Origin of the sequence: Micromonospora sp. WMMA1976 (assembly GCF_027497335.1) — a bacterium.
Classification (GTDB): domain Bacteria; phylum Actinomycetota; class Actinomycetes; order Mycobacteriales; family Micromonosporaceae; genus Micromonospora; species Micromonospora aurantiaca.
This window is the reverse complement of the sequence record NZ_CP114912.1, coordinates 5,706,700-5,732,219: the sequence shown is the minus strand read 5'-3', so window position 1 is coordinate 5,732,219 and position 25,520 is coordinate 5,706,700. Positions and strand designations below refer to the sequence as shown.

Genomic DNA, 25,520 nt, shown 5'->3' with positions numbered 1-25,520 from the left:
GTGACAACGATAACCCATGTTCGACAATCGTCGAACAAGTTCCTAGAGTCGGGGCGTTGGTTCGACGGTACTCGAACATAGGAGCTGCGATGCGATCCCGTCACGCCACCCTCCCGATCTTCGCCGTGGTCAGCTGGGGCGTCATGTTCCCCGTGCTCGCCAGCGCGCTCACCCGCGTCGACGCCCTCAACCTGACCACCGTCCGGTACGTGCTCGCCACCGCCGTGCTGCTCGCCCTGCTGCTGGCCCGCGAGGGCGTGGCCGCCCTGTCCACCCAGCGGCGCGGGCTCGAGGTGGTGCTCCTCGGCGCGCTCGGCTTCGCCGGGTTCAACACGCTGACGAATCTCGCCCTCGGCCACGCCGCGCCGCAGCAGATCGCGCTGTTCGCGGCCACCGTGCCGCTGGTCACCCAGTTCGTCCGCTGGGCGCGCGACGGCGTCCGCCCACGTCCGGTACTGCTCGGCATCTCGCTCGTCGCCCTGGCCGGCGTCGGCCTGGTTATCACCCGCGGCCGGCTCGACGGGCTGGGCCAGTTCGGCTGGGGCGGTCTGCTCATGATCGGTGCCGTGTTCGGCTGGGCGTTCTACACCCACGGCGCGAGCCGGTTCCCCGAGTGGTCCGCGCTGCGCTACACCACGCTGACCGCCGTCGCCGGCATGATCGCCATGATCGGCGCCAGCGCCGTCGCCGACCTCACCGGGCTCCAGCACGCGCCGTCCACCGCCGACCTCGTCGCCGTCGCTCCGCAGCTCGCGTACGCGGTGCTGGTCGCCGCCGTCCTCGCGGTGCTGGCGTGGAACACCGGCGTGCGGCGGCTCGGCCCGGCGAATGCCGCGCTGTTCATGAACCTGGTGCCGGTGGCCACGTTCGCGGTGCAGATCGTGCGCGGATACCGGCCGGTCGCGGTGGAGCTGGTGGGCGCCGGGCTGACCATCGCCGCCCTGGTGGCCGCGAACCTCGTCACCCGTACCCCCTCGGCAGCGGCGACCGCGACGGTGCCGGCACCGGTCGCGGTGGTGGACCGGCCCGCGGTGGTGGACCCGGTCGCGGTGGTCGGACGCTGAGCCGGCCCACAGCGTGGGATCCCGAGGTGGCGCGGCCGTGAGCAGCGCATAGACTCGGCGGCACAACTGAATACCTCATCCAGAGGGGCTGAGGGATACGGCCCGACGACGCCCCGGCAACCACCCGCACGCTCGACGACGAGCGACAGCGGGCAGGTGCCAATTCCGTCCCCGCCGCACCCGGCGATGCGGGGAAAGATGAGAGGAACTCCTCGACATGACGTCGACGCTTCCCGTCGCCACCGGTATCGACACCACCCTCAGCCCGGCCCGCGCCCTGGTCTGCCGCGCCTGTTCGGCGCGCTACCCGCTGGCCGCCCAGCACGCCTGTTACGAGTGCTTCGGGCCGCTGGAGGTCGACTACGACACCGCCGCGCTCGCCACCGTCACCCGGGAGCAGATCGAGGCCGGTCCGGCGAACATCTGGCGGTACGCGGCACTGCTGCCCGCCGGTCAGGACCCGGCCACCCGGGTCACGCTCGACCCGGGGCTGACCCCGCTGGTCGCCGCCCCGAACCTCGCCGCCGAGCTGGGGCTCACCGCGCCGCTCTGGGTCAAGGACGACAGCGCGAACCCCACCCACTCGTTCAAGGACCGGGTCGTCTCGGTGGCGCTCACCGCCGCCCAGGCGCTCGGCTTCACCCGCTACGCCTGCGCCTCCACCGGCAACCTCGCCAACTCGGTCGCCGCGCACGCGGCCCGGGCCGGCGTGCCGTCGGTCGTCTTCATCCCCGGTGACCTGGAGCAGGGCAAGGTCGTCACCACCGCGGTGTACGGCGGCGACCTGGTCGCCATCGACGGCTCGTACGACGACGTGAACCGGCTCTGCGGCGAACTGGTGGAGACCGACGAGTTCGAGGACACCGCGTTCGTCAACGTCAACGTGCGGCCCTACTACGCCGAGGGCTCCAAGACGCTCGGCTACGAGGTGGCCGAGCAGCTCGGCTGGCGGATCCCGGCCCAGGTGGTCATCCCGATGGCCAGTGGCGAGCTGCTCACCAAGATCGACAAGGCGTTCACCGAGCTGGTAGAAATCGGGCTGGTCGAGGCGCCGGCCGGTGGCTGGAAGGTGTTCGGCGCGCAGTCGGCCGGCTGCAACCCGATCGCCACCGCGCTGCACGGCGACACCGACACGATCACGCCGGTCAAGCCGGTCGGCATCGCCAAGTCGCTGAACATCGGCGACCCGGCCGCCGGGCTGTACGCGCTGGAGGCGGTGCGCCGTACCGGCGGCTGGATGGACTACGCCGACGACGACGAGATCCGCGCCGGCATCCGGCTGCTCGCCCGTACGACGGGGGTGTTCGCCGAGACGGCGGGCGGCGTGACCGTCGCCGTGCTGCGCAAGCTGGTCGAGTCGGGCCGGCTCGACCCGTCCGCCGAGACTGTCGTCTTCAACACCGGCGAGGGCCTGAAGACGCTCGACGCGGTGGCCGCCCAGGTCGGCCCCACCCACCGCATCAAGCCCAGCCTGCGCGCCGCCCGCGACGCCGGCCTCCTCGCCTGACGGTCCCTTCTCCCGCCACCCCGGCCGTGCCGGGATGGCCGGGTGGGGGAGGTGGGGCTCGCCCGGGTGGGGGATCGGGTGAGACCGGTGGGTAACCGGTGATGTGCGGTGAGTGCCAGAAAACCACCCTCAAGGACTTGACGGCAGGAACCGGACGGCGCAAGATGCTTCGTGCGGGAGGGCATCCGCCGGAGACTTTTCAAGTTCTTGCGACCCAACGCCGGAGGCGTTGTGCGGACGTCCCTCCCGACCAACGTTCGAAGGGGCCGGCGGAAAACCGCTGGCCCCTTCGCTGTGTCCGGCGCACCCTCGGTGGCATGACGCTCACCGTGACGCCGCTGGATCCCACCGACCGGCAGACGCTCGACGCGGTGTACCGGATCGCCTGCGCCGCCCAGGCCGTCGACGAGCCGGACCTTCCGCCGACCTGCCGCCGCCGCTTCGAGGCGCTGCTGTCGCACCCGATGCCCGGCATCGAGGGACGCTGGCTCGTCGCCCGCCTGGACGGGCTGCCGGTCGGCTGGCTCCGGCTGCACCTGCACACGATCGAGAACACCGAGAACGCCAGCGTCGAACTGACAGTCGACCCGGCGTACCGGCGGCGTGGCATCGGGCGCATGCTGCACGAGCACGGCGTCCGGTTGCTGCGGGAGCGCGGCGGCAAACGCCTGGTCGGTGCGACGGTCGCCGCGCTGCCCGGCGAGGAGGACCAGGCCTTCCCCGGCGCCGCGTTCGCCGCCGCCCTGGGCGCCGAGCCGGCACTGGCCGACGTCCGCCGCCGGCTCGACGTGGCCGGGCTCGACCGTGACCGGCTCGCCGCGCTGCTGGCCGAGGCCCGCGCCGCGGCCACCGGCTACCGGCTGGTGCGGTGGCGCGAGCACGCGCCCGACGAGTACGTCGCGGACGCCGCCTACCTGGAGAGCCGGCTGCTGCTCGACGCGCCGATGGGCGAGCTGGACTGGGAGCCGGAGCGGATGGACGCGGCGCGGGTGCGGGACGCGGAGCGGGCGCTTGATGCCCGGGGCGTACGCCGGTACAACACCGGCGTGGTGCACGAGGCGACCGGCCGCCTGGTCGGCTGGACCCAGCTCAGCCTTGACGCGAGCAGCACCGACCACGCCTGGCAGCAGATCACCCTGGTCGACCCCGATCACCGCGGCCACCGGCTCGGCCTGCTCTGCAAGGCGGAGAACCTGGCGTACGCGCTGGCGCACGAACCGGCGTTGCGGGCCGTCGACACCTGGAACGCGGCGGCGAACCGGCACATGATCGCGATCAACGAGCGGCTCGGGTTCCGCCCAGCCGCCGGTTCCGTCGACTGGCAGTTGACGATCTGAGTTGTGACACGCCCCTACTGATCTGGTGCCTTTCTGTTGCATGATGGCGGGCATGACGGAGACCCCGCACCCCCTGTACGACAGGCACCGCGAGACCCTCGACCGGGCGCTGACCGCCATCGCGGAGCGCGGGTACTGGTCGGCCTACCCCGAGTCGCCCAGCCCCCGGGTGTACGGCGAGACCGCCGCCGCCGACGGCAGGGCCGCCTTCGAGGCGTACCTGGGCGGCGACTTCCCGCTCGACCAGGCCGGTGACGGCACCACAGTGGCGACCGAGGCCAGCCCGTTCGGAGTGGCGCTGGACGTGCGCTACCCGCACGCGGGCGCCGACCAGCTGGTGTCCGCCGCGAGCGCGGCGCTGCCCGCCTGGCGCGACGCCGGACCGCAGGCCCGCGCCGGTGTCTGCCTGGAGATCCTGGACCGGCTGCACCGCAACGTGTTCGAGCTGGCGAACGCGGTGCAGTTCACCAGCGGCCAGGCGTTCGTGATGGCGTTCCAGGCCGGTGGCGCGCACGCGCTGGACCGGGCGCTGGAGGCGATCGCCTACGCGTACGCGGAGATGACCCGTCACCCGGGGACCGCCGGCTGGGAGAAGGCCGCAGGCAAGGGCGACCCGTTGCGGATGACCAAGACGTTCCACGTGGTGCCGCGCGGGGTCGCGCTGGTCATCGGCTGCAACACGTTCCCGACCTGGAACTCGTACCCCGGTCTGTTCGCCTCGCTGGCCACCGGCAACCCGGTGGTGGTGAAGCCGCACCCGCGCGCGGTGCTGCCGCTGGCGATCACCGTCAAGTACGCCCGCCAGGTGCTCGCCGAGGCCGGCTTCGACCCGAACCTGGTGCAGCTCGCCCCCGAGACCGACGGCGAGAAGCTCGCCACCACGCTGGCCCTGCACCCGGCCGTCAAGATCGTCGACTTCACCGGCTCCACCGAGTACGGCGACTGGCTGGAGGCGAACGCCCGGCAGGCCGCCGTCTACACCGAGAAGGCCGGCCTGAACACGGTGGTGATCGACTCCACCGACGACTTCGCCGGGCTCTGCCGCAACCTCGGCTTCACGCTGACCCTGTACAGCGGCCAGATGTGCACCACCTCGCAGAACCTGCTGATCCCGCGCGACGGCATCTCCACCGACCAGGGGCACAAGAGCTTCGACGAGGTGGCCGCCGGGATCGCCGGCGCGGTCGCGAAGCTGACCGCCGACCCGGCCCGGGGCGTCGAGCTGACCGGCGCGATCGTCAACGACGGCGTGCTGGAGCGGCTGGAGGAGGTCACCAAGGTCGGCGAGCCGGTGCTGGAGTCGCGCACCGTCGAGCACCCGTCGTTCCCCGGCGCGGTGGTGCGTACGCCGACCGTGGTGAAGCTCGACGCGTCCGACACCGCCACCTACTCGCGGGAGTGGTTCGGGCCGATCTCGTTCGCCATCGCCACCGACTCGACCGAGCACAGCCTGCGCATCCTGCGCGAGACGGTGGGGGAGAAGGGCGCGCTGACCGCGGGCGTCTACTCCACCGACGAGGCGGTGCTGGACGCGGCCGAGGCCGCGGCGGTCGACGCCGGGGTGCACCTGTCCTGCAACCTGACCGGCGGGGTTTTCGTCAACCAGTCGGCCGCGTTCTCCGACTTCCACGGCTCCGGCGCGAACGCGGCGGCCAACTCGGCGCTGACCGACGGCGCGTACGTGGCAAACCGGTTCCGCATCGTGCAGAGCCGCCGGCACGCCTGAGTCACCGCCTTCGGGTGCGTCGGTCGTCGCGGTGACGACCGACGCGCCCGGCGGCGTTCTCAGGCCGGGCGGCGCATCTGGAGTTCGTACAGGCCGGTGATCCGGGGGTGCGGCACCCGTACCCCGGTGTCCACGAAGCCCAGCTTCTGATAGGCCCGATAGGCGCGGTCGTTGCCGACCACCACCTCCATCATCAGTTCGGGCCGCCCGCAGGCGCGCGACCAGGCCGCCACCTCGTCGACGAGCGCCGCCAGCAGGCCGGTACCCCGCAGCGCCGGGGTCACGTAGACCGCGTAGACGAGCGTCAGGCCCGGTTCGTCCGGCGCCGCGACGCCGCCGGCGTGGCCGACCAGACGGCCACCCGGATCGGCCACGAACTGCGCGTTGTGGTCGCCCCGGGAGACGGCCGCGACCCGGGCCGCGAACTCCGTGTGCGGCAGGGCGGCGGCCTCGGCCACGGTCTCCAGGAACGCCAGCGGAGAGTCGGCCAGCATCTCCAACCGGAGCGCCCGCATCCGGGCGGCGTCGGTCGGCCGGACCCGGTGGACGATGGTCGTGGTGCGCACGCTGGTCATGCCGCATGCATACCGGACGACCCGACGCGCGTGTGCGACCGGGCTGTTCCACGCCCGGAATATGCCCGATTTGTGGTCGTGCGCCGTCGTCACGCCTCGTGTAGCGTGCGATTTCGGTCACCGAATTCAGCATTACCGATCGCTGGGCCCGGTGCGCCGCCGGTGCCGGTCCGCCGGTCCCCGGGTCTTGGAACGCCGCGCAGAGTGAGGAAGTGCACCGTGGCACAGGGCACCGTGAAGTGGTTCAACGCCGAAAAGGGCTACGGCTTCATCGCCGTCGACGGCGGGCAGGACGTCTTCGTCCACTTCTCCGCGATCGAGATGGACGGCTACAAGGCGCTCGACGACGGCCAGCGCGTCGAGTTCGAGATCGCGCAGGGGCAGAAGGGCCCGCAGGCCGAGCGGGTCCGCGTCATCGCCTGATCTGCGGCGGGCGGTGCTCCGTGACCGGGCCCCGGACCGGGGGGCTGCGTCGCGGCCGGCCACCATGGAAGATCATGAGCCGTTCCAGCCGTAGTCGCTGAGGAGGGCCCATGTCCGATCTGCCCCCGTCGGGTTCCACCGAGCCGGTGCCGCCAGCGTCGGCCGACCCGACCGCGCCCCCACCGCCGGCCGCCGCGCCGGGACCGCCGGGGACGCCCGCCTCCGGCCCGCCCGGCGCCGACCCGTGGGCCGGTCAGACCGGCCACGCCCCGATCGTTCCGGAGGACGGCAGCCCGCAGCCCGGCGCCCCGAACCCGGCCGGCCAACCCGGCTGGGGTACCCCGCCCGGCTGGACCGCGCCGGGCGCTACGCCGCAGAACTGGAACGCCCCGGGCACCCCGCCACACGGCTGGAACGCGCCGCCCGGCACGCCCCCCACCGGCTGGGGCCCTCCCGCGTACCCGGGCCATCCCATGCCCGGCGCGGCGTACCCGGTGCCCGGTGCCGCGTACCCGATGCAGGCCGGTCCCGGCGCGTACGCCGGCTGGTTCCCCGGCCTCGACCCGCAGGATCCGCTCGTCAACCCGCCGCACGCGGGCATCGGTCCCTGGTTCGCCCGCTGCACCGCCGCGTTGCGGCGCGGCTGGCGGCAGTTGCTGCCGATCGTGCTGCTCACCCAGGTGCTCCCGGCTTCGGTGATCAGCGTCCTCACGCTCGTCTTCAGCCCCGAGGGCGAGCTGGCGACAGCGCCGGACGGCGCGCCGGTGCTGCCGGCCGGCTTCTGGGGGCAGATGTTCGCCTTCTACGGCGTGCTCCTGTCCGCCGGGCTGGTCTTCGGGCTGCTCCAGGCGATGGGCTGGGCCGCCGGCACCTGGGTGGTCACCCGCCAGGCGGCCGGCGAGCCGGTCGAACTCGGCGCCGCCTTCCGGTACGGGCTGCGCCGCGCTCTCGGCCTGTGGGGCTGGACGCTCCTCGTCTCGCTCCTGGTCGTGCTCGGCAGTTGCTTCTGCCTGCTGCCCGGCCTGTACGCCGCGTTCGCGCTGGCCCTGTTCGGCCCGGTCTACCTGTTCGAGCGGCGGGAGCCGATCGGGCGCGCGTGGCGGATGTTCCACAGCCGGTTCGGCATGGTGCTGGGCCGGGTCGCGCTGGTGATCGCGGTGCTCTTCGCGGCGACGGTGCTCGACGCCGTGGTGGGCGGGATCAGTGGGGCGGCGTTCGGCGTCACGCCGATGAACGCCGTCGGCACCGCGATCGGGGCCGTGGTGCTCGCCGTGTTCGGTGCCCTGCTCGCCGCCCCGGCCTACCTGGCGCAGCAGGTCGGGCTGGTCGTCACGTACGCCGAACAGCGGGCTCACGAAGGCCCGGTGAACGCGGCTCGGCTGGCGGCGGAACTCGGCTGAGCGGGGCTGTCGTGCTTGCACTCGGCTAGGGAGAGTGCTAAACAAGTCATTGGCACTCGCGTACGGTGAGTGCCAGAAGGTCGGGGCGGTAGGGCCACGGTCGCACCGGTGTCCGAAGGGGTGCCGGAGCGGTACGAGGCCGGTCGTCGCGGGCTGTCCGGCCCGACCGAGGAGACGTCGTCGTCGCCAGGTGGCGACGTCCCCAAGGTGCGTACACCAGACGGCCCATCCGGGCATCCCGGGTGGCCCGTGAGTGTCCAGGAGGACAACGCCGTATGGCCAAGATGATCGCGTTCGACGAAGAGGCGCGCCGCGGCCTCGAGCGGGGCATGAACCAGCTCGCCGACGCCGTGAAGGTGACCCTCGGCCCCAAGGGCCGCAACGTCGTGCTCGAGAAGAAGTGGGGTGCCCCCACCATCACCAACGATGGTGTGAGCATCGCCAAGGAGATCGAGCTCGAGGACCCGTACGAGAAGATCGGCGCCGAGCTGGTCAAGGAGGTCGCGAAGAAGACCGACGACGTCGCCGGTGACGGCACGACGACGGCGACCGTCCTGGCCCAGGCCCTGGTCCGTGAGGGTCTGCGCAACGTGGCCGCCGGCGCCAACCCGATGGCCCTGAAGCGGGGCATCGAGGCGGCCGTGGCCAACGTCTCGGAGGAGCTGCTCAAGCTCGCCAAGGACGTGGAGACCAAGGAGCAGATCGCCTCCACCGCCTCCATCTCCGCCGCCGACCCCAGCGTCGGCGAGATCATCGCCGAGGCGATGGACAAGGTGGGCAAGGAAGGTGTCATCACCGTCGAGGAGAGCAACACCTTCGGCCTGGAGCTCGAGCTCACCGAGGGCATGCGCTTCGACAAGGGCTACATCTCCGCCTACTTCATGACCGACCCGGAGCGTATGGAGGCCGTCTTCGACGACCCGTACATCCTGATCGTCAACAGCAAGATCTCGTCGGTGAAGGACCTGCTCCCGATCCTGGAGAAGGTCATGCAGTCGGGCAAGCCGCTGCTGATCATCGCCGAGGACCTGGAGGGCGAGGCCCTGGCCACCCTGGTGGTCAACAAGGTCCGTGGCACCTTCAAGTCGGTCGCCGTCAAGGCGCCGGGCTTCGGTGACCGCCGCAAGGCCATGCTGACCGACATCGCCATCCTCACCGGTGGTCAGGTCATCAGCGAGGAGGTCGGCCTCAAGCTGGACGCGACCGGCCTCGAGATGCTGGGCCGCGCCCGCAAGGTCGTGGTGACCAAGGACGAGACCACCATCGTCGACGGTGCCGGTGACGCCGAGCAGATCCAGGGCCGGGTGAACCAGATCCGGGCCGAGATCGACAAGAGCGACTCCGACTACGACCGGGAGAAGCTGCAGGAGCGTCTGGCCAAGCTGGCCGGCGGTGTTGCGGTGATCAAGGTCGGCGCGGCCACCGAGGTCGAGCTGAAGGAGCGCAAGCACCGCATCGAGGACGCCGTCCGCAACGCGAAGGCCGCCGTCGAGGAGGGCATCGTCCCGGGTGGTGGCGTCGCGCTGGTGCAGGCCGGCAAGACCGCCTTCGACAAGCTGGACCTGGCCGGCGACGAGGCGACCGGCGCGCAGATCGTCAAGATCGCGCTGGACGCCCCGCTGCGGCAGATCGCCGTCAACGCCGGCATGGAGGGTGGCGTCGTCGTCGAGCGCGTCCGCAACCTCGACCCGGGCCACGGCCTCAACGCCGCGACCGGCGAGTACGTGGACCTGCTGGCCGCGGGCATCATCGACCCGGCCAAGGTGACGCGTTCCGCGCTGCAGAACGCCGCTTCGATCGCCGCGCTGTTCCTAACCACCGAGGCCGTCGTCGCGGACAAGCCGGAGAAGACCCCGGCCGCCCCGGCCGGCCCGGGTGGCGGGGAGATGGACTTCTGAGTCCAGCTCCATCCAGTACGCCGAAGGGGGCGGGCCGCGTCAGCGGTCCGCCCCCTTTCCGCGTACCCGGCTCAGGTGGGCAGCGGGCGCTGGTTGCGCCGCTTGTGCGCCCTGTCGTACGGCGGCGGCAACCGCCTCGGCTCGTCCACCGGCTGCCGTGTCTCCTCCACCGGTGGCCCGTCGCCGCCGGTCAGCTCGGCGAGCTGCTCGGCGTCACCGACGTCGAGCCGGTCGAACGGAAGCTGGCCGGGAAGCTCGTCGGACGGGCGCCGGCCCGCCGCCGGGTCCTCGGCCCGTTCGTCATTCGTGGTCATGCACCGCCTCCTCTGCTCCGACCGTAGAGCCCGGTCGATGGCGAAGGAGGCCGAATGGCGCTATTGACGTCTATGCCCCTTTGACGGCTTTCCGGTACAGGAAGAACACCCGCTCGATCCGGGCACCCGCCGCGTTCGAGTAGAACGGCACCGGCCCCACCCAGCCGATCTGCGCCGCCGTGATCCCGGCGGCCGCCTGGTCACGCAGGCACCGGCGCAGCAGCACGCCGCCGATCCCGGAGCCCTCCGCCGCCGGTGCGGTGCCCATCGGCCCGAACCAGCTCGGCCGCGCCGACCCGTAGGCGGCGAACCCGAGGATCTCGCCGTCCCGCTCGGCCAGGTGCACACCCGCGTCCGGCCGCCCCACCGAACCGGCCAGCTCACCGTCCCAGGTGCCGCCGAACGTGGACCTGGCGAACGCGGCGAGCGCCGGCAGGTCGTCGGGGCCGGCCCGGCGTACCGTCACGCCCCGCCCGGCCAGCCGCTGCTCGGCGGCCTCGGTGGGACGCAGCGCCGCCGACCCGTCGGCCAGCTCGGCGGTCATGTTCCAGGCGGTACGGTCCTGCCGGTAACCCAGCCGCTGCGCGGCGCAGACCGCCGGGGTGTAGCGCACGTCGATGCCGGGCCAGGCGTAGTGCGGCGGGTTGCCGGCGAGCAGCACCTCGGCCGCGCCGAGCGCGCCGAGCCGGCTCTCCGCCTCGGTCAGCAGCGCCCCGCCGACGCCCTGGCGGCGTTCCGCAGGCGCGACCGCGACCAGGTCGACGTGGCCGAGGCGCGGATCGGCCGCCGACAGCGACCCGATCAGTACGCCGACCAGCGCGCCGTCGCGTACCGCGCCGAGCACCACGACCGGCCGGTGCGCCGCCGCCCGCCGGGTCAGAGTGTCCACGATGCCCGGCGCCTCGGCCGCGTCCTCGGACAGGTCGAGCGCGCGCCCGCACAGGTCGACAACCGCAGGCGACGGCTCGGGCGGCAGATCGGTGATCTCCACGTTCATGGCTGCCGACGGTAGCGCCCTCCGCCGGACGACGGGTGTCGGGCCCGGTCTCTAGGCTGCGCCCGTGAGCATGAACGGGAATTGGATCCGGGTGAGGCCCGACGAGTTGGCGCGGGCCAGAGCGGACCACGACTGGGCCTACGAGTTCGCGCAGGCGGCGGCCGATGCCGAAGACGTGCGGCACGCCGGCACGGGCAAGGCCTGGCAGGCACTGCAGTTCCTGCTGGAGCGGCGCGGCGTCACGGTGCCGCTGGTCACCGGCGGCGAGCTGCTCGTCGCGCTGCCCGACGCCCCGCCGGAGGGCATGGACTGGGCGGAGTTCCTCGAGCCGTACGACTGGGGCTACGGCCCGCCGGCCTACCTGACGCCGGAGCAGGTGGCCGAGGCGGCGACCGCGCTGGCCGGGATCACCGAGGAGGACCTGTTGCGGGGCGTCGACCCGGCCGAGCTGACCGCTGCGGACATCTATCCGCTGATCTGGGACCGCGACGGTGAGCTGGACTGGGTGGCCCACCACCTGCCGTACGCCCGGGACTACTTCGCCGCAGCGGCGAAGGCGGGCGACGCGGTCATCTGCTGGCTCGACTGACCGGCGGGGCGTCGCGGTGGCCGGTGGTACGGCGGTGACGACTGGCGTTCACCCGGCCCGGGCCGCGCGCACCGCCGCGTACGCGTCCACCAGCCCGGCGCCGGAGACGTCCTGCGGTCCGCCGCAGGTGCCGGCAGGCGACGCGACCGGCTGCGCGGTGTCGCGCAGGATGGCCCGGGTCCGTTCCAGGTTGCCGAGCAGCGCCGGGTTCGCCGACCACATCAGCGCCACCACACCGGCGATCTGCGGCGTCGCCATCGAGGTGCCGTCCAGCGTCGCGTACCCACCGCCGGGCATCGCGGAGAGCACAGCCGCACCGGGGGCGACCAGGTCCGGCTTGGCCCGGCCGTCCGGCGCCGGGCCCCGGCTGGAGAACTCGGTGACGCGGCGCTGCCGGTCCACCGCCCCGACGGTCAGCACGTCCGGGTACGGCGCGGGCGGGTCCGCGATCGAGCCGCACGACGGGCCGGTGTTACCGGCAGCGGCCACCACCAGGATGCCGGCCGCGGTCAGCGCGGCGGTCGCCGGTCGCAGTGCCCCCGGGTCGCATCCCTCGACCGGCGGGCAGCCCCACGAGTTGGTGAGCACGTCCGGGGCGCGGGAGGGACGGCCGTCGGTCAGCGGGTTCCCGCCCGGCGGGAACGGGGCCAGCATGAACTGGAGACAGTCGAGGTAGCGGGCCGGGCTGCCCATGTTGCGGTCCAGGTTGACGCAGCCGACCCAGCTCGCGCCGGGCGCGACGCCGATCCCGTCCCGGCCCACCGCGCTGCCCAGCGTGTGGGTGCCGTGGCCACCCCGGTCGGCCGGGGCGCGGCGGCCCTCCCACGGGTCGTACCAGGAGTCGTCGCCGCCCCGGAAGCCGCCCGCGAGCGCCGGGTGCCGGCCGTCCACCCCGGAGTCGGAGCTGCCGACCACCACACCGGAACCGGTGACCCCCAATTCGGACCAGACCCGGTCCGCGCCGATCAGCGAGATGTTCCAGGCCGGGCCGGCCGGTGCCGGCTGGTCGCCGCGTGCCTCCGGGGCGAGCGCGGGCAGCGGGCGCACCCGCTGGCTGACCAGCACGCGGGCCACCTCGGGACGGCTGGACAACCAGGCCCGTACGGCCGGGCCGCCGTCCGTCTCGATCGCGTTCACCAGGTAGTACGGCGTCGGGTTCAGCCGCATCCGGGTGAGCGTGCGGCGCAGGTCGCCCTGCGTGCGGTCGGCTGTCGCCACCAGCCGCCGGTAGACCTCGGTCGCCCGGGCGTCCCGTCCGGCCCGGCCCGGCGTCCCGGCCGGCAGGCCGGTCAGGTCGGCCTGCTCGCGCAGCACCACGAGCAGTCGCTCGCCGTACAGGCCGGGCTGGCCGGGGACCACGTACACCACGGCGACGGCGGCGAGCAGCGCGGCGGCGGCCAGCGCGGCCGGACCGCGCCGGGGCGCGCGGGCGCGGGATCGGGCGAGCAGCACGCCGTACCCGACTGCGAGCAGGACCGCGACGGCGAACGCCACGCCGGTGCCCACCGCGACCCAGAACGGCATGTCGCGGGTGGCGGAGAGCAGGAGGCTGATCTCCTCCGGGTCGGTGAACGCCAGCGGCCCCAGCAGGGCGAGCCCGACCAGCCGGCGCACCGGCGCGGGCCCGGCCGGACGGCCCGCGTGGCGGGCCGCCGCCTCCAGCGCGGCCAGCACGAACCCGAGCGGCGGCAGCAGGAGCAGCGCCGGCAGTTGCACGCCCGTCTGCCCGGCGCCGGCCGCGAGCGGCGTCAGCGCGACACCCGCGACCAGGCCGCCGACGAGCACCAGCCGGACCGGGCCGGGCCCGAACGCGGCCCAGAAGCCGGCGCCGAGCAGCGCCCCGGCGAGCGCGCCCAGCGCGGCGGCGGCCAGGCCGGCCAGCAGCGTCTCCAGCGCTCCGCCGAGCGCGCCGACCCAGGCCCACGGCAGCAGCAGGGCCAGCCCGGCCGCGATCGCCAGCAGCGACACCGGCCCGAACCGGCCCTCCGGAGCCGCGTCCACCACCACCGGTGGCCGGACCCGGCCGAGACGGACGGCGACGAGCGCGAGCACCGCGGCGGTCACCGCGAGCGCGGCCAGGTACGCCTCGTGGTGCACCGGCGGCACCGCCCGCAGCAGCGTGGTCGTGCCGAGCGCCACCACGGCGGCGGCCCAGGCCCGGCCGGTCGCTCGCAGCGCGGGGGAGCGGGGCGCGAGCGCCAGCGCCAGCGCCGGGGCGCCCGCCAGCAGCACCGTGGCCACCGCCACCACCGGCCAGGCCGCCACCGGCCGGTCCGCGCCGATCACCAGCGCCACCTGGTCGACCAGCCAGCCGGTGACCTGGCCCGGCACGGTGACCAGCACGATCCACACGCCGGTCGCCACCGCCGCGACGACCGGCCACGGACCGGTCCCGCGCGGTGGCGGCGGCGGTACGGGGGCGAGCGGCGGACCGGTCAGCATGGTCATCACGGTACGGCCGGGCCGTGTCGCCGCGCGCCCGGGACGGTTACCGTTGACTGGTGCGTGACCCGAGTGTGTCCCGATCCACGGCCGGCCGGCTGTCCGCCGAGCGCCGCGCCGACGACCTGCGCCGGCTCCGGGCCGAGCGGTTCGACGTGCTGGTCATCGGCGGTGGCGTGACCGGAGCGGGCGCCGCGCTCGACGCCGCGTCCCGAGGGCTGAAGGTCGCCCTGGTGGAGGCACGTGACTACGCCGCCGGCACGTCCAGCCGGTCCAGCAAGCTGATCCACGGCGGCCTGCGCTACCTGGAGCAGCTGGAGTTCCACCTGGTCCACGAGGCGCTGACCGAGCGCGGCCTGCTCGCCACCCGGCTCGCGCCGCACCTGGTCCGGCCGGTGCCGATCCTGGTGCCGCTGCCCGCCGAGGGCGGCGCACGTGATCTGCCCGGGCGGTTCTTCCGCCGCTCCTACTACGGCCTCGGCGTGGCCGCGTACGACGCGTTCGCCGGGGTCTTCGGCGGCGGGCGCGGCATGCCGCTGCACCGGCACCTCACGCGCGAGGGCACCCGCCGGATCTTCCCCAGCCTCCGGCCGGACAAGCTGGCCGGCGCGATCCGCTACTACGACGGCCAGGTCGACGATGCCCGCCTGGTGGTGACGCTGGCGCGCACCGCGGCGAGCCTCGGCGCGACTGTGGTGACGAGCGCCCGCGCGGTCGGCCTGACCCGGCAGGCCCGGGAGGTCACCGGCGTGCGGGTCCGCGACCTGGAGGCGCCCGCCGGTTCGCCGGACGCCGAGTTCGAGGTACGCGCCCGCACCGTGATCGCCGCCACCGGCGTGTGGAGCGACGACATGTCGCGGATGCTCAACGACGTCGGGCTGCGCCCGAAGCTGCGGGTCCGCGCCTCGAAGGGGGTGCACCTCGTGGTGCCCCGCTCGGCGATCGTCGGCGAGACCGGCCTGATCCTGCGTACCGCGACGAGCGTGCTGTTCGTGATCCCCTGGGGCGGGCACTGGATCATCGGCACCACCGACACGGACTGGCAACTCGACAGGTCCCACCCGGCCGCGACCGCCAGCGACATCGACTACCTGTTGTCGCAGGTGAACGAGGTGCTGGACCGGCCGCTGACCACCGCCGACATCGAGGGCGTCTACGCCGGGCTGCGCCCGCTGCTGGCCGGCGAGGCGGACTCCACCTCCAAGCTGTCCCGCGAGCACGCCGTGGTGGAGCCGATGCTCGGCCTGCTGCTGGTCGCGGGCGGGAAATACACCACCTACCGGGTGATGGCCTCGGACGTGGTCGACCGCGCGATGCACCGGCTCGGCCGGACCCGCTCCTCGCGTACCGCCGACCTGCCGCTGCTCGGCGCCGACGGGTACGCCGCCATGTGGCGGGACCGGGCCGACCTGGCCCGCCGGCACGGGGTGGCGGTCGGCGTGGTCGAGCACCTGCTGGAGCGCTACGGCAGCCTCACCCTGGAACTGCTTGCCCTGGTCGACGCCGATCCGCTGCTCGGCTCGCCGCTGGCGGGCGCGCCGGAATACCTCGCCGCCGAGGTGACGTACGCCGCCCGCGCCGAGGGCGCACTGCACCTGGAGGACGTGCTCACCCGGCGTACCCGGATCTCGATCGAGACCAGCCACCGCGGCCTGGAGTCGGCGGAGCACGCCGCCGAGCTGATGGGTGCGGTGCTCGGCTGGGACGCGGCGACCCGGGACCGGGAGGTCGCCCACTACCGGGCGCGGGTGCTGGCCGAGCGGGAGTCGCAGCTCATGCCGGACGACATCGCGGCAGACGCGGCCCGCCTCGGCGCGCCCGATGTGCGCGGATTCGCGGCAGACCGTGGGACCGACGGCCCGGGCGTTGAACTTCCGGCCTCCCCCAGGTAGGGGATCCCCGACCCGGGCCGCTCGGCCGCTGGTGCGCGCTACCTACGGAAGTGTAGGTTTCCCCGCGTGGTTCGCCCATCCTGGTTGCGCGTCCCCGCCCTGTCCGCTGTTGTGCTGCTGGCAACCGCTCTGACCGGCTGCTCCTTCGGCCGGGCCGAGGGCGCCACCACACCCGGGGCGGTCGGCGCGGCCAGTCCGACACCGGACGGCAGGCGCGTCTCTCTGGTGCAGCGGCTCGGTGACGGCCCGGTCCGCAACCTCGACGTGGACCCGTCCGGCCGCTGGCAGTGCCGCGACTGCGCCGGTGACGGCGTGGACGCCACCGGCACGCTGAGCCCGGACCAGAAGCGGCGGCTCCAGCGGATGCTCGCGGACCCGGCGATCGCGAAGGAGACCGACCAGGCCCGCAACTACAAGCAGGGCTGCATCGGCGTGCTGACCTCGACGCTGCTCGTGCCGCCGGACCTTACCGTCACCATTCAGGACTGCCCGGGCGAGCCGAAGCCGAAGGTGGCCTACGACGTGCTGCTGCTCGTTACCCAGGCCACGCCCGCGGAGGACAAGGGCTAGAACACCTTGCCGGGGTTGAGCAGCCCGGCCGGGTCCAGTGCCGCCTTGATCGCCTGGTGCACGCGTACGCCCACCGGGCCGATCTCGCGGGCCAGCCAGTCCCGCTTCAGCAGCCCGACGCCGTGCTCCCCGGTGCAGGTGCCGCCCAGGTCCAGCCCCAGCCGCATGATCTCGTCGAAGGCCTGCCGTCCCCGGGCCAGGCTCGCCGGATCGGCCCGGTCGACAACGATGTTCGGGTGCATGTTGCCGTCGCCGGCGTGGCCGACCACCCCGATCGGCACCCGGCACGCCTCGGCGATCCGGGCCACCCCGTCGAGCAGCTCCGCCAGCCGGCCGCGCGGCACCGCCACGTCGTCGATGACCAGGCCGCCGTTGCCGCCCGGGAACGTCTCGGCGGCGAACCGCTCCATCGCCGGGTGGGCCAGCCGCCGCGCCTGGAGCAGGGCCGCGGCCTCGGCCGCGTCGGTGGCCGCGTAGACCTCGTCGGCGCCCGCCGCGGTGCACACCTCGGCGAGCCGGGCCAGGTCGTCGGCGGCCCGCGCGCCGGTGTCCACCGCCGCGAGCAGCAGCGCCTCGGCATCGGTGCGCAGACCCATCGGCCGGTACGCCTCGATAGCCAGCAGATGCGTCCGGTCCAGCAGTTCCAGCAGGCTCGGCGTGAGCCCGCGCTCGGCGATCCCGGCGACCGCACCGCCTGCCGTCGCCACCGTGGGGAAGACCGCGACCAGGGTCAGTGACTCCTCCGGAGCCGGACGCAACGCCACGGTCACCTCGGTGATCACGCCGAGCGTGCCCTCCGAGCCCACGAACAGGCGGGTCAGGTCGTACCCGGCGACTCCCTTGGCGGTACGCCGCCCGGTGCGCAGCACCTCGCCGGAGGCGAGCACCACCTCCAGGCCCAGCACGTACTCGCTGGTCACGCCGTACTTCACGCAGCACATGCCACCGGCGTTCGTGGCCACGTTGCCGCCGATGGTGGACGACTCCCACGAGCCGGGGTCCGGCGGATACCAGAGGCCGTGCTCCCGTACCGCGCGGGCCAGCGCCGCGTTCACCACGCCCGGCTGCACCACGGCGATCCGGCCGACCGGGTCGATCTCCCGGACCGCGTCCATCGCCACCGTGCTCACCACCACCGCGCCGTCGACCGCGTTCGCCGCGCCGGCCAGCCCGGTCCGCGCACCCTGCGGCACCACGGGTACGCCGTGGCGTCCGGCCGCGCGGACCACCGCCACCACCTCGTCGGTGTCGCGGGGGCGTACCACCGCCAGCGGGGTGCCCGAGTCGCACAGGTCGGCCTCGTCGCGCGCGTGCCCGGCCAGCAGGTCCGGGTCGGTCAGCACGGCGGCGTCACCGAGCGCGGCCCGCAGGTCGTCGAGGAGGGGATGGGCGGCCATGCCGGGAAGGCTACCGGCGTACCGTCTGTTGCCGTGCTCTACCTGGACCCGCCCGCCGTGCCCTGGCGCGGCCGGCTCTGGTCGCACCTGATCAGCGACGTCTCCTACGCCGAGCTGCACGCGTTCGCCGAGATGCTCGGCGCGCCCCGGCGCGGCTTCGACAGGGACCACTACGACGTGCCCGCCGAGCGGTTCCGGACAGCGGTCTGGCTGGGCGCCACCGTCGTGCCCTCGCGGGAGATCGTCCGCCTGCTGCGGGACGCCGGTCTGCGCCGCCCCAAGCACCGCGTCTCAGGCGAGCGCGGCCAGCTCCCGGGACAGGTTGGCCCGGGCCCGGTCCTCCCAGCGGGCGTACGGCTCGGGTAGGCGGTACAGCGCCGGCAGGTCGAGCAGGTGCCGCAGCACCGCGGCCCGGCCGGTGCGGAAGTCCGGATCGGGCACGTGCGCGTACTCGGCGCGGATCGCGGCGGCATACCTGTCGTAGCGCTCCGCCGGGGCGGCGAGCACCGCCAGGTCCGCGTCGCACAGCAGCGCGCCGTCCGGGTCGTCCGGCCCGACCGCGTGGCCGGCGGTGAGCAGCACCAGGCGGCGTACCCCGGTCACCGTCGCGGCCGGGAGCCCGGCGGCGGCCAGCAGTTCCCCGGCCAGGTCGGCGCTGGCCCGCTCGTTGGCATCGCCCGCCGCGCGCGGGTCGTAGACGGCGTCGTGGCACCACGCCGCCAGCCGGACCAGGTCCGGGTCGCGGGCCAGACCGGCGTACGCGTCGACCACGTCGAGCACCGCCCGCAGGTGCGCCTCGTCGTGGTAGCGCCGGTGCGGCTCCCGCCAGCCCGCCAGCAGCCGGGCACCGGCCCGGTCGACAGCCGCCGGATCGGTCGCGCCCGCCGCCCGTGCCGTGTCCCGCCAGCGTGCCGTCAGGTCGTCCATCGGGTGCAGTCTGCCCCACTCCGGCCCGGTCGGAGGGATTCAGCCGGAGCGGTACGGGTAGTACCGGCCATGGCCCGGGACGGACGACTGCAGTTCCTGCGTCGTGGCAAGCTGCGCGAAGGGCTGGCGGACCGGGACGGGCAGCGGATCGCCTCCGCGATGGAGGAACTGCGGCACCGGGGCAAGGCGACGCTGCACGACCGGCTGCACCGGGTCCGTACCGCGTTCGGCCTCGCCGTGCAGGCCGGCCTCGCGGCCGGTCTGGCCTATCTGATCTCGCACCGGCTGCTGAAGAACCCGCAGCCGGTCTTCGCCCCGATCTCCGCTGTCGGCACGCTCGCCGCCTCGGTCGGGCAGCGGTTCCGGCGTACGGTCGAGCTGATCGCCGGGGTGGCGGTCGGCGTGCTCGTCGGCGACGCGCTCATCTATTTCGTCGGCACCGGCGCCTGGCAGCTCGCGCTCGTGGTGACCTCGGCGATCCTGCTGAGCATCTTCGCCGGGGCGAGTGTCGCCATCGTGATCCAGGCCGCGGCCACCGCGGTGCTGATCGTGACGCTCAGCCCGTCCACCGAGAACCTGGAGTTCCCCCGGTTCATCGACGCGTTGCTCGGCGGCGGCATCGCGCTGCTGGTCACCGCCATCCTGCTGCCGCTCAACCCGCTACGGGTGATCAACCGGGCCGCCCGGCCCGCGCTGGACCTGCTCGCCGGCCAGCTCGACGCCTGCGCCGACGCGGTGCGCAACCGGGACCGGGACGCCGCCCAGCAGGCGCTGTTCCGGCTGCGGGAGAACAAGGAGGAACTGGCCGCGCTCTCCGAGGCGATCGAGGGCGCCAAGGAGACCAGCACGCTCTCCCCGGCCCGCTGGCACCGGCGCAGCGAGCTGACCCACTACGCGGAGGCGGCCGACCCGATCGACCGGGCCATGCGCAACACCGGCACGCTGATCCGCCGCGCGGTCACCATGATCGAGGACGACGAACCGGCCCCCGAGCCGATGCCGGACGCGATCGGTCACCTGGCCGAGTCGGTGCGCCTGCTCCGCCAGGAGTTCGCCGCCGGGCAGGAGCCGCAGGAGGCCCGCGAACGGTCGCTGCGCGCGGTGAGCGAGGCCGGCCGGGCGTACGCCGAGGGGGTCGGCTTCTCCGGCAGCGTGGTGATCGCGCAGGTGCGTACCACGGCGAGCGACCTGATGGTGGCCTCCGGGGTCGAGCAGGAGGAGGCGAACCGGCTGGTCCGGCAGGCGTTCGGCGAGAACCGCCAGGGCGAACCCGCCGCCCGGAACCCCGCCGCCCACCCACCCACAGCCCCACCCGTCGGCTGACCCACCCCGGTAGGCCCCGTTGATCATGAGGTTGGCTGGCGGGGAAGCGCTTTCTGCGGCCGCCAACTTCATGATCGTCCCCGTCGGGCGGATAGGGCCGTCAGGAGGGTGTCCACCTCCGGCTCTGTGGTGCCCAGGCCCAGGCTGGCGCGCAGGGCTGTGGGGGGCAGGTCGGTGCGGCCGGTACGGGCGGCGGCCTCGGCCAGCAGGCGCCGGGTCAGCGGGTGGGCGCAGAACAGGCCGTCGCGTACCCCGATCCGGTGCCGGCTCGCCAGGTGGGCGGCCACCTCGGCGGAGTCCCGCCCGGCGACCACGAAGCTGACGATGCCCACCCGGGGCGCTTCGGAGGAGAACATGCGCAGCTCCACCACGTCCGGCAGCGCGGCCAGGCCGGTACGCAGCCGGGCCAGCAGCGCCTGTTCCCGGGCGTGCAGCGCGTCCCGGTCGGCCGCGCCGAGCGCCTCGCAGACCGCGGCGAGCGCCACCGCGCCGAGCAGGTTCGGGGTACCGGCCTCGTGCCGGGCCGGGCCGGTCGTCCAGCGCACCTCGTGCGTCGCCGCGCCGACGTGGCTGGTGGCGCCGCCGCCGGCCAGGTACGGCGGGGCCGCGTCCAGCCAGTCCGCCCGCCCGGCGAGCACGCCCGCGCCGAACGGGGCGTACAGCTTGTGCCCGGACACGGCCACGTAGTCCACATCCAGCGCGGTCAGGTCGACCGGGGCGTGCGGGGCGAGCTGCGCGGCGTCGACCAGGATGCGGGCGCCGTACCGGTGCGCCACCCGGGCCAGTTCGGCGACCGGCCAGCACTCGCCGGTGACGTTGCCGGCGCCGGTGACCGCCACCAGCACCGGCAGGCCGGGCCGGGCGTCGCGGGCCAGTTCGCCGAGCGCCGCCGCGAGGGACCGGACCGCGCCGGCCGGGCTGTCCGGCACCGGCAGCCGTACCGAGCCGCGCGGCCAGGGCAGCAGGTTGGCGTGGTGCTCGCCGCCGAACGTGATCACTGTGGTGCCGGCGGGCAGCGCCCGGGCCAGCAGGTTCAGCGCGTCGGTGGTGTTCCGGGTGAAGATCACGTGGTCGCCGGGGCGGGCGCCGAGGAAGTCGCCCACCGTCTGCCGGGCCCGCTCGTATGCCAGCGTGCAGCGCCGCGACAGCGCGCCGGCGCCCCGGTGCACACTCGCGTACCAGGGAAGAAGCCCGGCCACCGCGTCGGCCGCGGCCCGCGCGCACGGCGCGCTGGCGGCGTGGTCCAGGTTGATCTCCCCCGGTACGCCGAGCACGTCGAGCGGGTCGGGCCGGACCGGCGCGGGCAGCACGGGCAGTGAGGGTACGAGGGTGACGGTCATGCCGGAGCCTCCGGGTCACAGGGACCCCAGGCGTGCCGGGACGGGGTCCGCGCTTGCCCGGCGCGCGGAGCGGCACCGGGCCCGGTCATCACCCGGGGCACCCCACCGCGAACCTCGACGAGGGTTGCCGGCCAGCAAGCCGGGGCTTGACGCTGGCGCTCGTGACCTGTTCGGGAGCATAGCCGTGACGATGCGACCGGACCAGTGGGTCGCGGGTGACTACGCTGACCGCATGGCCGACACCCCGCCCGGCGCAGCACCGCCGCCACCGCACGCGCCCACCGCACCGCCCGCGGGGGCACCGACGCCCGGGATGCCGTCGCGCCGGTTCGACTGGCGACGGGCGTCGGTGCTGGCCGGGGTGGTGCTGCTGATCGCGGCCGGCGCGCTCTACATGGTCTACAAGCTGAGTGAGAGCCTGGGCGCGGAGGCGCTCCTGGTGGGCGCCGTCGCGGCGGTCCTGCCGGTGCCGGTGCTGGTCGCCTGCCTCCTGTGGCTCGACCGCTACGAGCCCGAGCCGCTGCCCTATCTCGTCTTCTGCTTCGCCTGGGGTGCCTTCGTCTCCACCGCCATCTCGCTGAAGGTCAACCAGACCGGCGCGCAGATCTTCGACGACCTGGGGCTGCCCGCCGCGCTCACCGCGGTGCTCGTCGCCCCGTTCATCGAGGAGCTGACCAAGGCGGCCGGCCCGCTCCTGCTGCTGATCTTCCGGCGCCGCGAGTTCTCCGGAATCACCGACGGCCTGGTCTACTGCGGGCTCTCCGCGGTCGGCTTCGCGATGGTGGAGAACATCCTCTACCTGGGCGGCTACGGCTACCGCACCGGCGTGGAGCAGTACGGCCCGGCCACCGGCACGCAGCTGGTGATCGCGCTGTTCATCGGCCGGATCCTGCTGTTCGGCTTCGCCCACCCGCTGTTCACCTCGATGACCGGCGTCGGGCTCGGTATCGCGGCGCGTACCGCCGACCGCCGGGTACGGGTGCTCGCGCCGCTCGCCGGGCTGCTCGTGGCGATGATCCTGCACGGCACCTGGAACCTGCTGCCGACGCTGGCCCAGGCCATCGGGCAGCCGGTGATCGCGCTCTACGGCTTCATCGGCCTGATGATGCCGATCTTCTTCGCGATGGTGGGGCTGGCGATCTGGCTGCGCGCCTGGGAGGGCCGGCTCACCGAGCGCACGTTGCCCGACTACGTACGCGCGGGCTGGCTCACCCCGCCCGAGGTGGCGGCGCTGGGGAGCCTGGGCCGGCGGCACGCGGCGCGTACCTGGGCCCGGCGGGTCGCCGGTGAGGGCGGGGTACGCGCGATGCGCGGCTACCAGTTCGCCGCGACCCGGCTGGCGCTGCTGCGTGACGGGATGCGCCGGGGACTCGATCACAAGCCCGCCGAGCGGGAGCGGACGGCACGGGAGGAACGGGAGTTGCTGGACGCGATCACCGCGTACCGGTCGTTCTTCGTCGGTCGTGACCCGCAGGCGCCGGTCGGGGTCTGGGACGGTCAGCGCTACCACCTGCGGTTCCCGGACGGTTCGCAGCGCCCGGTGGAGGCGCCGGACGACCCGGTGGTGCCGATCCCGGTGGTGCTGGCCCCGCCGCCCGCCTTCCCGCCGAGCGGCTACGGCCCGAGCGGTCACGGCCCGGGCGGCTGGCACCACCCGGGCGCGCCCTGGCACCCGGGGCGCTGAGAGCCGATCCGGGGCCGGTCAGCTCATCAGGCCGGTGAGGAAGTCGCCGAGCCCCTGGGCGATGGCCATCAGCGCGGCCCCGATGCCCTTGAACACCTGCGCCGCACCGTCCGGTCGGAACGCCATGAAGTAGATCAGGAACGCGAGGAATCCCCAGGCGAGGATCTTCTTGATCACTACCGGCATGGTGTCCCTCCCCAGGGCGCGCTGAGGTGCCTGGGCTTCCCGCCGGGCAGCGCCGCAAACGGCACCGCCGCGCAGCGAGCGGCGGCGGAGGGGAGGACTACAGGTACAGACCGGTGGAGCCGGCGGCGGTGCTCTCCACCCGCTCGGCCGCCACGGCGTGCACGTCCCGCTCGCGCAGCAGCACGTACGCCCGCCCGTGCAACTCGACCTCGGAGCGGTCGTCCGGGTCGAACAGCACCCGGTCGCCGGCCACTATCGCGCGGACGTTCGGCCCGACGCCGACCGCTGTGGCCCAGGCCAGCCGCTTGCCCACGGCTGCCGTCGCGGGGATCACGATGCCTGCGGTGGAGCGGCGTTCCCCCTCCGCACCCTCGGTACGCACCAGCACGCGGTCGTGCAGCAGGCGGATCGGCAGCCCGGCGTCGAGACTCTGGTCGGCGGTCACGCGAAGACGCTACCGCGTGGCCGTCTGTCGATTCCGGCGCGGTTGGTGAGAGCGCCGGGAGGGCAATGTGTGGCCGAGTCGCCCTAGGGTGGGGCGTACGGACGTATCCTGTGCCCCCTGTGACCCGGTGGGGCCGATTTGCCGGAGGTGCGCTTGAGCCGCATGGAGCGGATGCGCGGACGGCTCCGCCGTGCGTACGAGTCGGGCCGCGAAGCCGCCCGGACCCGGCGGGCAGCCGCCGCGGAGGCGGCGGACGGGGGCGTGGCCTCGCCCGCCTCCCCGGGCCCGGCCGCCTCTCCGGAGGCGACAGTGGTGGGCGTCGAGCCGCCGGCGGCGTTGCACTCCTCGACTGTGAGCCGGGACGACACCGAGGTGCCGCACGCGCTGCGGATCGCCGCCGCGTGGTGCTGGCGGCTGATCGTGATCGGCATCGTCACCTGGGCCCTGCTCAAGATCGTCGGCACGATCAGCATCGTGATCATCCCGCTGACCGTGGCGCTGCTGCTCTCCGCGCTGCTCGCCCCGGCGGTCGGCTGGCTGCTCCGGGCCCGCCTGCCGCGCTCCCTGGCCACCGGTGTGGTGCTCGTCGGCGGCCTGGCCGCCGTGGTGGGGACGCTGACGCTGGTGGTCAACGAGTTCATCAAGGGCGTACCGGAGCTGAGCGAGAAGTCCTCGCAGGGCGTTCGGCAGATCCAGGACTGGTTCAAGACCGGCCCGCTGCACCTGTCCGACAGCCAGCTCGACCGCTACATCAACGAGGCGCAGAACTGGATCAACGGCAACACCGAGCGGTTCACCAGCGGTGCGCTCAGCACCGCCGCCACGCTCGCCGAGGTGCTCACCGGCACCGTGCTCGTGCTGTTCGCCACGTTCTTCTTCCTGCGTGACGGTAATTCGATCTGGCGGTTCCTGGTCCGGCTGCTGCCGGTCGCGGCCCGCTGGAAGGTCGACGACGCCGGTCGCGCTTCGTGGGCGACGCTCGGCGCGTACGTGCGGGCCACGGTGCTCGTCGCCTTCATCGACGCGGTCGGCATCGGCATCTTCCTGGTGCTGTTCGACATCCCGTTCGCGTTCCCGCTGGCCGCGCTGGTCTTCCTGGGCGCGTTCATCCCGATCGTCGGCGCGTTCCTGTCCGGAGTGGTGGCCGTGCTGGTCGCGCTCGTCGACAGCGGCCCGGTGACCGCCCTGATCATCCTCGGCGTGGTGGTCGGCGTGCAGCAGGTCGAGGGCCACGTGCTCCAGCCGCTGATCATGGGGCGCGCGGTGGCCATCCACCCGCTCGCCGTGATCATCGGCATCGCCGCCGGCGTGGTGCTCGCCGGCATCGCCGGCGCGCTGGTCGCGGTACCGCTGATCGCCGTCCTCAACACCGCGGTGCGCCGGCTCGCCGCGCGTACCGTGCCGGACACCCCGCCGGACGCGGTGGTGGTCGCCTCCCAGGCGCCCTGACCGGGAAACACTCGCCGACGCCCGCGTCACCCCGC

23 protein-coding genes and 2 riboswitches are annotated in these 25,520 nt (G+C 73.9%); of the genes, 14 read left to right on the top strand and 9 right to left on the bottom strand.

Annotated elements, in window-relative coordinates; genetic code table 11:
- The first annotated feature begins 89 nt into the window (after positions 1-89).
- The 4 genes from O7546_RS26435 (at position 90) to paaN (ending at position 5,634) form a co-directional block, all read left to right on the top strand.
- Complete coding sequence (locus tag O7546_RS26435) at positions 90-1,064, top strand: DMT family transporter (RefSeq protein ID WP_194801863.1); 975 nt, start codon at positions 90-92, stop codon at positions 1,062-1,064.
- Positions 1,065-1,136: 72 nt separating this feature from the next.
- Positions 1,137-1,269, top strand: a riboswitch (SAM riboswitch).
- Positions 1,270-1,281: 12 nt separating this feature from the next.
- On the top strand, positions 1,282-2,571 hold the full coding sequence (thrC, locus tag O7546_RS26430) for a threonine synthase (protein ID WP_194801862.1): 1,290 nt from the start codon (positions 1,282-1,284) through the stop codon (positions 2,569-2,571).
- A 317-nt stretch (positions 2,572-2,888) separates the two neighbouring features.
- Complete coding sequence (locus tag O7546_RS26425) at positions 2,889-3,908, top strand: GNAT family N-acetyltransferase (protein ID WP_281600141.1); 1,020 nt, start codon at positions 2,889-2,891, stop codon at positions 3,906-3,908.
- 52 nt (positions 3,909-3,960) lie between these two features.
- A complete protein-coding gene (gene paaN / locus O7546_RS26420) occupies positions 3,961-5,634 on the top strand; it encodes a phenylacetic acid degradation protein PaaN (RefSeq protein WP_194801860.1) in 1,674 nt (557 codons plus the stop codon).
- A 59-nt stretch (positions 5,635-5,693) separates the two neighbouring features.
- Here paaN and O7546_RS26415 read toward each other — a convergent pair whose 3' ends face one another.
- On the bottom strand, positions 5,694-6,209 hold the full coding sequence (locus O7546_RS26415; protein WP_194801859.1) for a GNAT family N-acetyltransferase: 516 nt from the start codon (positions 6,207-6,209) through the stop codon (positions 5,694-5,696).
- Positions 6,210-6,428: 219 nt separating this feature from the next.
- Between O7546_RS26415 and O7546_RS26410 the strand changes: the two genes are divergently transcribed.
- The 3 genes from O7546_RS26410 to groL all read left to right on the top strand — a co-directional run bounded on the left by O7546_RS26410 (position 6,429) and on the right by groL (position 9,930).
- Positions 6,429-6,632 (top strand): cold-shock protein, encoded by a 204-nt coding sequence (locus tag O7546_RS26410; RefSeq protein ID WP_013288855.1) that lies wholly within the window; start codon positions 6,429-6,431, stop codon positions 6,630-6,632.
- Between the two features lie 110 nt (positions 6,633-6,742).
- Positions 6,743-8,032, top strand: coding sequence for a hypothetical protein (locus tag O7546_RS26405; protein WP_281600140.1), 1,290 nt, complete (start codon positions 6,743-6,745; stop codon positions 8,030-8,032).
- Between the two features lie 275 nt (positions 8,033-8,307).
- Positions 8,308-9,930: a chaperonin GroEL gene (gene groL, locus O7546_RS26400; RefSeq protein WP_018787968.1), complete on the top strand. Its 1,623-nt coding sequence runs from the start codon at positions 8,308-8,310 to the stop codon at positions 9,928-9,930.
- Between the two features lie 71 nt (positions 9,931-10,001).
- Here groL and O7546_RS26395 read toward each other — a convergent pair whose 3' ends face one another.
- Positions 10,002-10,244 (bottom strand): hypothetical protein, encoded by a 243-nt coding sequence (locus O7546_RS26395; RefSeq protein ID WP_194801857.1) that lies wholly within the window; start codon positions 10,242-10,244, stop codon positions 10,002-10,004.
- Between the two features lie 70 nt (positions 10,245-10,314).
- Positions 10,315-11,241, bottom strand: coding sequence for a GNAT family N-acetyltransferase (locus O7546_RS26390; RefSeq protein WP_194801856.1), 927 nt, complete (start codon positions 11,239-11,241; stop codon positions 10,315-10,317).
- A gap of 70 nt (positions 11,242-11,311) precedes the next feature.
- Here O7546_RS26390 and O7546_RS26385 point away from each other — a divergent pair, with 70 nt between their 5' ends.
- A complete protein-coding gene (locus O7546_RS26385) occupies positions 11,312-11,830 on the top strand; it encodes a YfbM family protein (protein ID WP_281601185.1) in 519 nt (172 codons plus the stop codon).
- A 48-nt stretch (positions 11,831-11,878) separates the two neighbouring features.
- Here O7546_RS26385 and O7546_RS26380 read toward each other — a convergent pair whose 3' ends face one another.
- Positions 11,879-14,278 (bottom strand): S8 family serine peptidase, encoded by a 2,400-nt coding sequence (locus tag O7546_RS26380; protein ID WP_281600139.1) that lies wholly within the window; start codon positions 14,276-14,278, stop codon positions 11,879-11,881.
- Between the two features lie 68 nt (positions 14,279-14,346).
- Between O7546_RS26380 and O7546_RS26375 the strand changes: the two genes are divergently transcribed.
- A complete protein-coding gene (locus O7546_RS26375; protein WP_194802002.1) occupies positions 14,347-16,164 on the top strand; it encodes a glycerol-3-phosphate dehydrogenase/oxidase in 1,818 nt (605 codons plus the stop codon).
- Positions 16,165-16,230: 66 nt separating this feature from the next.
- On the top strand, positions 16,231-16,734 hold the full coding sequence (locus tag O7546_RS26370) for a hypothetical protein (RefSeq protein WP_194801854.1): 504 nt from the start codon (positions 16,231-16,233) through the stop codon (positions 16,732-16,734).
- Here the strand turns inward: O7546_RS26370 and O7546_RS26365 are convergent.
- Positions 16,731-18,131 carry an FAD-linked oxidase C-terminal domain-containing protein gene (locus tag O7546_RS26365; RefSeq protein WP_281600138.1) on the bottom strand — a complete coding sequence of 467 codons (1,401 nt, stop codon included), beginning with the start codon at positions 18,129-18,131 and terminating at the stop codon, positions 16,731-16,733. The genes O7546_RS26370 and O7546_RS26365 overlap by 4 nt on opposite strands.
- Before the next feature lie 33 nt (positions 18,132-18,164).
- Between O7546_RS26365 and O7546_RS26360 the strand changes: the two genes are divergently transcribed.
- Positions 18,165-18,497, top strand: coding sequence for a DUF4031 domain-containing protein (locus tag O7546_RS26360; RefSeq protein WP_194801852.1), 333 nt, complete (start codon positions 18,165-18,167; stop codon positions 18,495-18,497).
- On the opposite strand, the gene O7546_RS26355 is transcribed toward O7546_RS26360, so the two are convergent.
- On the bottom strand, positions 18,423-19,058 hold the full coding sequence (locus O7546_RS26355) for a metal-dependent phosphohydrolase (RefSeq protein ID WP_281600137.1): 636 nt from the start codon (positions 19,056-19,058) through the stop codon (positions 18,423-18,425). The two genes, O7546_RS26360 and O7546_RS26355, sit on opposite strands and share 75 nt — an antisense overlap.
- Before the next feature lie 69 nt (positions 19,059-19,127).
- Here O7546_RS26355 and O7546_RS26350 point away from each other — a divergent pair, with 69 nt between their 5' ends.
- A complete protein-coding gene (locus O7546_RS26350) occupies positions 19,128-20,381 on the top strand; it encodes an FUSC family protein (protein WP_281600136.1) in 1,254 nt (417 codons plus the stop codon).
- Between the two features lie 68 nt (positions 20,382-20,449).
- Here the strand turns inward: O7546_RS26350 and O7546_RS26345 are convergent, their stop codons facing one another.
- The gene (locus O7546_RS26345; protein ID WP_269697730.1) at positions 20,450-21,721 is read right to left on the bottom strand and encodes an aminotransferase class V-fold PLP-dependent enzyme; all 1,272 of its coding nucleotides are present in this window, start codon (positions 21,719-21,721) and stop codon (positions 20,450-20,452) included.
- A 44-nt stretch (positions 21,722-21,765) separates the two neighbouring features.
- Positions 21,766-21,888, bottom strand: a riboswitch (SAM riboswitch).
- 23 nt (positions 21,889-21,911) lie between these two features.
- On the opposite strand from O7546_RS26345, the gene O7546_RS26340 reads away from it, so the two are divergent.
- Entirely contained in the window at positions 21,912-23,405 is a 1,494-nt protein-coding gene (locus tag O7546_RS26340; RefSeq protein ID WP_194802001.1) for a PrsW family intramembrane metalloprotease, read from the top strand.
- Positions 23,406-23,423: 18 nt separating this feature from the next.
- On the opposite strand, the gene O7546_RS26335 is transcribed toward O7546_RS26340, so the two are convergent.
- Together O7546_RS26335 and O7546_RS26330 are read right to left on the bottom strand one after the other, a co-directional pair.
- On the bottom strand, positions 23,424-23,591 hold the full coding sequence (locus O7546_RS26335) for a hypothetical protein (RefSeq protein WP_167796936.1): 168 nt from the start codon (positions 23,589-23,591) through the stop codon (positions 23,424-23,426).
- Between the two features lie 97 nt (positions 23,592-23,688).
- On the bottom strand, positions 23,689-24,036 hold the full coding sequence (locus O7546_RS26330; RefSeq protein ID WP_013288840.1) for a co-chaperone GroES: 348 nt from the start codon (positions 24,034-24,036) through the stop codon (positions 23,689-23,691).
- 162 nt (positions 24,037-24,198) lie between these two features.
- Here O7546_RS26330 and O7546_RS26325 point away from each other — a divergent pair, with 162 nt between their 5' ends.
- Positions 24,199-25,485, top strand: coding sequence for an AI-2E family transporter (locus O7546_RS26325; RefSeq protein WP_194802000.1), 1,287 nt, complete (start codon positions 24,199-24,201; stop codon positions 25,483-25,485).
- Positions 25,486-25,520: the final 35 nt, after the last annotated feature.

Excerpts from the sequence above, each read along its gene's own strand:
- thrC (WP_194801862.1), top strand. The coding sequence starts at position 1,282 with ATGACGTCGACGCTTCCCGTCGCCACCGGTATCGACACCACCCTCAGC.
- O7546_RS26405 (WP_281600140.1), top strand. The coding sequence starts at position 6,743 with ATGTCCGATCTGCCCCCGTCGGGTTCCACCGAGCCGGTGCCGCCAGCG.
- O7546_RS26345 (WP_269697730.1), bottom strand. The coding sequence starts at position 21,721 with ATGACCGTCACCCTCGTACCCTCACTGCCCGTGCTGCCCGCGCCGGTC.
- O7546_RS26365 (WP_281600138.1), bottom strand. The coding sequence starts at position 18,131 with ATGGCCGCCCATCCCCTCCTCGACGACCTGCGGGCCGCGCTCGGTGAC.
- O7546_RS26415 (WP_194801859.1), bottom strand. The coding sequence starts at position 6,209 with ATGACCAGCGTGCGCACCACGACCATCGTCCACCGGGTCCGGCCGACC.
- groL (WP_018787968.1), top strand. The coding sequence starts at position 8,308 with ATGGCCAAGATGATCGCGTTCGACGAAGAGGCGCGCCGCGGCCTCGAG.
- O7546_RS26340 (WP_194802001.1), top strand. The coding sequence starts at position 21,912 with ATGCGACCGGACCAGTGGGTCGCGGGTGACTACGCTGACCGCATGGCC.
- O7546_RS26355 (WP_281600137.1), bottom strand. The coding sequence starts at position 19,058 with ATGGACGACCTGACGGCACGCTGGCGGGACACGGCACGGGCGGCGGGC.
- O7546_RS26335 (WP_167796936.1), bottom strand. The coding sequence starts at position 23,591 with ATGCCGGTAGTGATCAAGAAGATCCTCGCCTGGGGATTCCTCGCGTTC.
- O7546_RS26395 (WP_194801857.1), bottom strand. The coding sequence starts at position 10,244 with ATGACCACGAATGACGAACGGGCCGAGGACCCGGCGGCGGGCCGGCGC.
- paaN (WP_194801860.1), top strand. The coding sequence starts at position 3,961 with ATGACGGAGACCCCGCACCCCCTGTACGACAGGCACCGCGAGACCCTC.
- O7546_RS26435 (WP_194801863.1), top strand. The coding sequence starts at position 90 with ATGCGATCCCGTCACGCCACCCTCCCGATCTTCGCCGTGGTCAGCTGG.
- O7546_RS26390 (WP_194801856.1), bottom strand. The coding sequence starts at position 11,241 with ATGAACGTGGAGATCACCGATCTGCCGCCCGAGCCGTCGCCTGCGGTT.
- O7546_RS26385 (WP_281601185.1), top strand. The coding sequence starts at position 11,312 with ATGAACGGGAATTGGATCCGGGTGAGGCCCGACGAGTTGGCGCGGGCC.
- O7546_RS26380 (WP_281600139.1), bottom strand. The coding sequence starts at position 14,278 with ATGACCATGCTGACCGGTCCGCCGCTCGCCCCCGTACCGCCGCCGCCA.
- O7546_RS26325 (WP_194802000.1), top strand. The coding sequence starts at position 24,199 with ATGGAGCGGATGCGCGGACGGCTCCGCCGTGCGTACGAGTCGGGCCGC.
- O7546_RS26425 (WP_281600141.1), top strand. The coding sequence starts at position 2,889 with ATGACGCTCACCGTGACGCCGCTGGATCCCACCGACCGGCAGACGCTC.
- O7546_RS26350 (WP_281600136.1), top strand. The coding sequence starts at position 19,128 with ATGGCCCGGGACGGACGACTGCAGTTCCTGCGTCGTGGCAAGCTGCGC.